The 7326-nt window shown below is 62.2% G+C and carries 5 protein-coding genes and 1 pseudogene; 4 read left to right on the top strand and 2 right to left on the bottom strand.

Annotated features, from left to right (window positions below):
- The 3 genes from EOA22_RS19335 to EOA22_RS19325 form a co-directional block, all read left to right on the top strand.
- The coding region (locus EOA22_RS19335; protein ID WP_127390147.1) for a leucine--tRNA ligase at nucleotides 1–1681 on the top strand (1681 nt) is incomplete at its 5' end.
- Nucleotides 1668–2246: an LPS assembly lipoprotein LptE gene (gene lptE / locus EOA22_RS19330; RefSeq protein WP_013529029.1), complete on the top strand. Its 579-nt coding sequence runs from the start codon at nucleotides 1668–1670 to the stop codon at nucleotides 2244–2246. The genes EOA22_RS19335 and lptE, both read left to right, overlap by 14 nt.
- A gap of 301 nt (nucleotides 2247–2547) precedes the next feature.
- A complete protein-coding gene (locus EOA22_RS19325) occupies nucleotides 2548–5229 on the top strand; it encodes a DNA translocase FtsK (protein ID WP_063169455.1) in 2682 nt (893 codons plus the stop codon).
- A gap of 103 nt (nucleotides 5230–5332) precedes the next feature.
- Here the strand turns inward: EOA22_RS19325 and EOA22_RS19320 are convergent, their stop codons facing one another.
- Both EOA22_RS19320 and fsa read right to left on the bottom strand, forming a co-directional pair.
- On the bottom strand, nucleotides 5333–5716 hold the full coding sequence (locus tag EOA22_RS19320) for a hypothetical protein (RefSeq protein ID WP_127218570.1): 384 nt from the start codon (nucleotides 5714–5716) through the stop codon (nucleotides 5333–5335).
- Between the two features lie 345 nt (nucleotides 5717–6061).
- Nucleotides 6062–6718, bottom strand: coding sequence for a fructose-6-phosphate aldolase (gene fsa / locus EOA22_RS19315; protein ID WP_024504222.1), 657 nt, complete (start codon nucleotides 6716–6718; stop codon nucleotides 6062–6064).
- Between the two features lie 90 nt (nucleotides 6719–6808).
- Here fsa and EOA22_RS19310 point away from each other — a divergent pair.
- Nucleotides 6809–7326: pseudogene (locus EOA22_RS19310) on the top strand (primosomal protein N'); the annotation flags it as partial.

The following is a 7326-nucleotide window of genomic DNA, read 5'->3' as shown; positions in this document are numbered from 1 at the left end:
TCCGTTTGACGAGAACTGGACGCTGCCTGTCTATGTCGCCAATTTCGTGCTGATGGAATACGGCACCGGCGCCATTTTCGGCTGCCCGTCCGGCGACCAGCGCGACCTCGACTTCGCCAACAAATACGGCCTGCCGGTGATTCCGGTGGTGATGCCGGAAGGCGAGAATCCGGCGACGTTCCAGATCATCGATGAAGCCTATGTCGATGACGGCGTGATGATCAATTCGCGCTTTCTCAACGGCTTGAAGCCGGATCAGGCTTTCGACGAAGTCGCCAAACTGCTGGAGCAGAAGACGATCGGCAACCGGCCGATGGCCGAGCGCAAGGTGAATTTCCGTCTGCGCGATTGGGGCATTTCGCGCCAGCGCTACTGGGGCTGCCCTATCCCGATGATCCATTGCGAGGCTTGCGGCGTGGTGCCGGTGCCGAAGGCGGACCTGCCGGTGAAGCTGCCCGACGATGTCGATTTCGACCGCCCGGGCAATCCGCTCGACCGTCATCCGACATGGCGGCATGTGAAATGTCCGCAATGCGGCAGGGATGCGCGGCGCGAAACCGACACGATGGACACGTTCGTCGACTCGTCGTGGTATTTTGCCCGCTTCACCGCGCCGTGGGCACATGAACCGACCGATCCCAAGGCGGCCAACGAATGGCTGCCGGTCGACCAGTATATTGGCGGGATCGAGCACGCGATCCTGCATCTGCTCTATTCGCGCTTCTTCACCCGCGCCATGCGCGAGGCCGGCCATGTCGATCTGGCCGAGCCGTTCAAGGGCCTGTTCACGCAAGGCATGGTGGTGCACGAAACCTATCGTGTTGGCTCGGCATCGAACGGCCGCTGGCTGGCGCCCACCGAAGTTCGGCTGGACGACGTTGACGGCAAGCGCAGCGCCATCGAGATCGCCACCGGCGAGACCGTCTCCATCGGCCCGCTGGAAAAGATGTCGAAGTCGAAGAAGAACACTGTGAGCCCGGAAGACATCACCGATGGCTACGGCGCCGATACGGCGCGCTGGTTCATGCTGTCGGATTCGCCTCCCGAGCGCGATGTCGAGTGGACCGACGATGGCGCCGCCGGCGCGCATCGCTTCATCCAGCGCATCTGGCGCCTGGTGTCGACGGCGGCCGAAACACTGGCCGGCATCAAGCCCGTGGCGGCCAGCAGCGGCGAGGCCGCGGTGGTTTCCAAGGCCGCGCACAAGATACTCAAGGCGGTCGGAGAGGATATCGAGAAGCTCGCTTTCAACCGCGCCATCGCCCGCATCTACGAACTGGCCAACGCGCTGACCACGCCGCTTAACGAGGTGGCAGAAGGCAAGGCCGATGCAGCGCTGAAAGGCGCCTGCCGGCAGGCGGTGGAGATTCTCGTGCATCTGATCGCGCCGGTCATGCCGCATCTGGCCGAGGAGTGCTGGGCAACGCTCGGCGGCACCGATCTCGTTGCCGAACGGCCTTGGCCGGTCTTCGATCCGGCGCTGGTCGTCGACAACGAAGTCACCTATCCGGTACAGGTCAACGGCAAGAAGCGGGGGGATTTGACAATTGCCCGCGACGCGGACCAAGGTGCGGTCGAAAAAGCGGTATTGGCTCTCGACTTCGTGCAGAAAGCACTCGAAGGGAAGGCTCCGCGCAAGGTGATCATCGTGCCGCAGAGGATCGTCAATGTCGTTGCCTGATCGGGAAAAGACAGAGTTGAGCCATTTGCTGCGCCGCATGGCGCTTGCCGGCCTGATAGGTTCGCTCGCGCTTGTCTCGGCCTGCACGGTGCGGCCGCTCTATTCGAGCGCGCCACTGTCGGGTTCGCAGGCCAGTGCCAGTGCCGAACTGGCGTTGATCGGCATCAAGCCGGTCAATACGCGTTACGGCCAACAGGTGCGCAACAATCTCATTTTCGGGTTTGGACGAGGCGCCGGCGAGCCGGCCTCGCCGGCCTATTCGCTCAATCTCGGCGTGACCGAAGCGGTCGAGTCCGCGGCACTTGTGCAGGTCGGAACCGACGAAGACGAGCCGACCGCCGGTTCCGTGACGCTGACCGGCAGCTATACGCTGGCCGATGCGAAGACCGGCGTGGTGATCGCATCCGGCAAGCGTTCGATCACCTCGTCCTTCGACAGGCCGCGTCAGGAATTCGCCGCATACCGGGCGCAGATCGACGCCGAGAATCGCGCGGCGCGAGAGTTGGCGGAAGCGCTGCAGCTGTCCATTGCCCAGGACCTTGTCCGGCACGGCAAGACCGGCTAGCGCACCTCATCTGCTTCACGAAAACGGTCTGGCGCCCCAGGCATGACGGGATGATCGTGGGATCATGACCAGATTCCCGAACAGAGCCAGATTCTGAACAGAGATTGGCCGAAGAGACCCATCGGCCTGCTATGGCACAGCGAGTAGATCGCGCCACCGCGGTGGGTGCGGCGAGGCGACGATCGTGCCGCGTCGCTCGCGAAGATTTTGGCGCTCAGGATCGTAGGCGACCCATCCGGGAAGCAACTGTTAACCACTCGCTCCCTATTGCTCGGCAGACATTTCAGAGTGAGTCTTGAGAATGGAAGCCAAGCGTTTTTCCCGGGTCAATTTGTCGACGGCCGCACCGCCTGATGATCCCGAGGGGAAGCGCTTCGAGAGCATCGGCGACAGGGGTGATCAGCGAAGTTCTTCCGCCGCAGGCGCCCTTGATCGTATGGCTCGCAAGGAGCCGGACGGTCGGCAGCCCGCCACACGCCAGGCCGGCTATTCCGCGCCTATGGTCGATCTCGGCGGCAACAAGCGGCCCTATATGGAGCCGCGGAGTGGCTCGGACGACACGCCTTCGAAAATCGGCGATATCGAGAGCCCTGCCTGGCAGGAATATTTCTTCCTTGCACCCAACGTGCGTTTTACACGCACGCCGGATTATGAGGCCAGGAAGCATCATCCGCAGCACGAGCGTGTCGTCGAACACGGCGCGACGCGCCCGGCACAGCAAGCCGTTGCGCAACCCATGGTCGGCAGGGCGTCCTCCGCGCCCTCGCTCCTGGCATTGCCGGCGTCGGTGAAAAGCCCTGCCTCCCAGCCGCAGACCGGGCACGCCACGCAAGGGCCACTGCCGCCGGCTGCTGCTTTTGTCCCGTCCGTGCGCGCCAGGGAGAGGGTGCCAGCCGTTGCGCCGGTGCCGCCGAGGACGGTCGCAACGAGACGGGCATCCGCGCGTGCGTCCGTTGCTCCGGGCGCCCCGATCAAAACCGAAAGGCTGCGCTGGCCCTATCTTTCGGATCATGCCTTCTTCGAGGCTATGGCACCCTATCTGGTCGACGTTTCGCCGCCGGCCCGGCAAACCGGTTCAGCGTCGCCTGCGCCGCTCGCCGCAGCGCCAGTCACCACTATGCCGATCGACATCCGTCCGACGACAGGGACCGATGCCACCGCCTTGTTTCGTGTCATCGACTGCCTGCCGGGCCAGGCCTTGAAGCCGTTGCCGGATGTTTGGCCGGCCAATTCGAACCAGGCCGTCGCCCAACCTGACGTGCCGGCGAGCAATGCGCCGTCGCCGGTCCAGCCTGTCGCAATTCCAGCCGCCAAAAGCGTCGCCGTTTCCGCGCCGGCCGCGCCAAGTGCGAACGTCCCTGCCAAGGCCGTTGGCGCCCGCTCTGCACGCTTGCCTGGGGCTGGAAAGGTCGTGCTGTCAACCGCGGGCGATCCCTATGAGCTTCCCTCGGAAGAGCTGTTGCAGCAGCCACCGGAGGGACAAGGCTTCTACATGTCGCAGGAGCGGCTCGAGCAGAACGCGGATCTGCTGGAAAGCGTGCTCGAAGACTTCGGCGTGCGTGGCGAGATCATTCATGTTCGTCCCGGCCCGGTCGTCACGCTCTATGAATTCGAGCCGGCGCCGGGCGTCAAATCTTCTCGCGTCATCGGGCTTGCCGACGATATCGCCCGCTCCATGTCGGCGATTTCGGCGCGCGTCGCCGTCGTGCCCGGCCGCAACGTCATCGGCATCGAGCTTCCGAACGAGATGCGCGAAACCGTCTATTTCCGGGAACTGATCGAATCCGAGGGCTTCCGCAAGACAAGCTGCAAGCTGGCGCTGTGTCTCGGCAAGACGATCGGGGGTGAGCCGGTCATCGCCGAGCTGGCGAAGATGCCGCATCTGCTCGTGGCCGGAACCACCGGCTCCGGCAAGTCGGTCGCCATCAACACCATGATCCTGTCGTTGCTCTATCGGCTGAAGCCGGAAGAATGCCGGCTGATCATGGTCGATCCCAAAATGCTCGAACTCTCTGTCTATGACGGCATCCCGCATCTTCTGACGCCCGTCGTCACGGATCCCAAGAAAGCCGTCACGGCGCTCAAATGGGCGGTGCGCGAAATGGAGGACCGGTATCGCAAGATGGCGCGGCTCGGTGTGCGCAACATCGACGGCTACAACGAGCGCGCCGCCCAAGCCCGCGACAAGGGCGAAACCGTCGTCATGACGGTGCAGACCGGCTTCGAAAAGGGCACCGGCGAACCGCTTTTCGAACAGCAGGAAGTAGACCTGGCGCCGATGCCCTACATCGTCGTCATCGTCGACGAGATGGCCGACCTGATGATGGTCGCCGGCAAGGAGATCGAAGGCGCCATCCAGCGTTTGGCGCAGATGGCGCGTGCTGCCGGCATCCACCTGATCATGGCAACGCAGCGTCCCTCGGTCGACGTCATCACGGGCACGATCAAGGCCAATTTCCCGACCCGGATTTCCTTCCAGGTGACGTCGAAGATCGACAGCCGCACCATCCTGGGCGAGCAGGGCGCCGAGCAGCTGCTCGGCCAGGGCGACATGCTGCACATGATGGGTGGCGGGCGCATTTCGCGCGTGCATGGGCCGTTTGTCTCCGACGCGGAGGTAGAGCACGTCGTGGCGCATCTCAAGGCGCAGGGCCGGCCTGAATATCTGGAAACCGTGACCGCCGACGAGGATGAGGAAGAAATCGACGAGGACCAGGGCGCGGTCTTCGACAAGGGATCGGTTGCAGCCGAAGACAGCGATGCGATCTACGACGAGGCGGTCAAGGTGGTGGTGCGCGACAAGAAGTGTTCGACCTCCTACATCCAGCGCCGCCTCGGCATCGGCTACAACCGCGCCGCATCCCTGGTCGAGCGTATGGAAAAGGAAGGATTGGTCGGCGCACCCAACCATGTTGGCAAACGCGAAATCATCATGGGCCGGCGCCAGCCGGCGACCGTGCCTGAGGATGACGGCGCGGACTGAGCGACCCCGGCCGTTATGGGATCATGCTTCAGGGGATGCTTCAGCTGCGGGTCAAGCTCGTGAATTCCATCACCTATCCCAGCCTAAACCTTAAGCATCTACACTAGCGGTTAGTGACGGCCTTTCCAATGCTGACGACCACATAGGATAACCAGCCAATGACATGCCCGAAGAAATAGATGCACAGTCCCAAATATGTAAGCAACGCAATCACAAATAGCTTCTCACCTAACGCAACATTCGTCACGAAGCCTTGAGGCAACAGGGCAAGAATCCAACCGAAGTGAAGGCCCCAGCTACACCCCCATTGACCACACGTCCGGTTGGCACTCAGCACCGTTGCGCCAAGCCACACGACCGAAATCACTATGAAACTCACCCACGAATAACGTTTGTCCCGAATGAGGCCGTAGATTGAAAATGCCTTTGCGAAAGCGAGTCCTATTGATGCAAGAACAGAAAAGGCGATTGAGATTAGAAGGCTCATGTTCGACCCAGTAGCTAAAACATCGAAGCTACAGCCAGCACCTTTACAAAGGGTTCGACCAAGTCATCGTTTTTTAAGTTCGTCGAAGGGCATCTCTCTAGCGTGATATCCAGGGTATGCTTCAGCAGCGTGTCGATCTGGTGAACTCGATCAAATATCCTGTTTTGAACTTGTCGCTCTCGATTTCAGCTGGATGCAATGCTGCGATGCAGTAAAGCCAAAAGAGCTAGTGCAAGGCACCCAAAAACAAAGACATGGAAAGTCACCCCACCCGCAGCACATAAAAAAGACCGGTTGCCCGGTCTTTTTTCACTGCAAGCGCATTGGCTTCAGCCGATCGCCATCTCAGCCAATCGATTGGCCGGTCTTGGCCCAGTCGGCGAGGAAGGCGGCGAGGCCCTTGTCGGTCAGCGGATGGTTGACCAGGGCCTTCAGGGTCGCCGGCGGCGCGGTCACGACATCGGCGCCGATGAGTGCCGCCTGCTTGACGTGGTTCACGGTGCGCACCGAGGCGACGAGGATCTCGGTCTGGAAATCGTAATTATCATAGATCTGCCGGATTTCCTGGATCAGCTCCATGCCGTCGATGCCGATGTCGTCGATGCGGCCGACGAAGGGCGAGATGAACGAGGCGCCGGCCTTGGCCGCCAGCAGCGCCTGGTTGGCCGAAAAGCACAGGGTGACGTTGACCAGGCGGTTCATCTCGGTGCGGATCGTCTTGCAAGCCTTGAGACCGTCCAGCGTCAGCGGCACTTTGATGCAGACATTGTCGGCGATCTTGGCCAGAACCTTGGCCTGCTGCATCATCTCGGAATATTCGGTGGCGGTGACTTCAGCCGAAACCGGACCCTTGACGATGTCGCAAATCTGTTTGGTGACCTCGGCGATCTTGCCGCCGGATTTGAGGATCAGCGACGGATTGGTGGTGACGCCGTCGAGCAGCCCCAGATCGTTCAGCTCACGGATATCCTTGACGTCGGCGGTGTCGACAAAAAATTTCATGGCGGGTCTCCTGAAGATTTTCATGTGCATGTCATGCACATTTGGGGTCGGCCTTTGATCTAGACCAAAGTCAGGGCAAGGTCACGCCTCATGATCGAAGATTCGCCCTTTGTCGCAGCCGCACCGGTGCTGGTGCCGATGCCCGCCGAACGCCCCTACACCTACGCCGTGCCGGCCGGCATGCGCGTGGTGCCGGGCTCGATCGTGCGTGTGCCGCTCGGGCCGCGCCAGGTCGCCGGCATCGTCTGGGATGGCGCGGTCGAGAAGGTCGACGCGAAAAAGCTGCGTCCTATCGAACAGGTCTTCGACTGCCCGCCGATCGACCGCGCGATGCGCCGTTTCGTCGACTGGGTGGCGCAGTACACGCTATCGCCGCCCGGCATGGTGGCGCGCATGCTGCTCAGGGCGCCGGAGGCTTTCGACCCCGAACCGTGGATCGAGGGGTTGCAGCGCACGCTTCTCGCACCTGACCGGATGACGGGCGCCAGGCAGCGCGTGCTGGAGACGGCCGAAGGCGGCCTTGCCTGGACGCGCTCCGGCCTCGCTCACGCCGCCGGCGTGTCCTCGACGGTGATCGACGGCCTGAGGGCGCAAGGCGTGTTCGAGAC

The organism is Mesorhizobium sp. M7A.F.Ca.US.014.04.1.1 (genome assembly GCF_003998745.1).
Lineage (GTDB): Bacteria > Pseudomonadota > Alphaproteobacteria > Rhizobiales > Rhizobiaceae > Mesorhizobium > Mesorhizobium ciceri.
This window is presented reverse-complemented; position numbering and strand designations above follow the sequence as displayed.

Bases quoted from the DNA above. Each gene is read 5' to 3' on its own strand.
- lptE (WP_013529029.1), top strand. From the start codon at position 1,668: ATGTCGTTGCCTGATCGGGAAAAGACAGAGTTGAGCCATTTGCTGCGC.
- EOA22_RS19325 (WP_063169455.1), top strand. From the start codon at position 2,548: ATGGAAGCCAAGCGTTTTTCCCGGGTCAATTTGTCGACGGCCGCACCG.
- EOA22_RS19320 (WP_127218570.1), bottom strand. From the start codon at position 5,716: ATGAGCCTTCTAATCTCAATCGCCTTTTCTGTTCTTGCATCAATAGGA.
- fsa (WP_024504222.1), bottom strand. From the start codon at position 6,718: ATGAAATTTTTTGTCGACACCGCCGACGTCAAGGATATCCGTGAGCTG.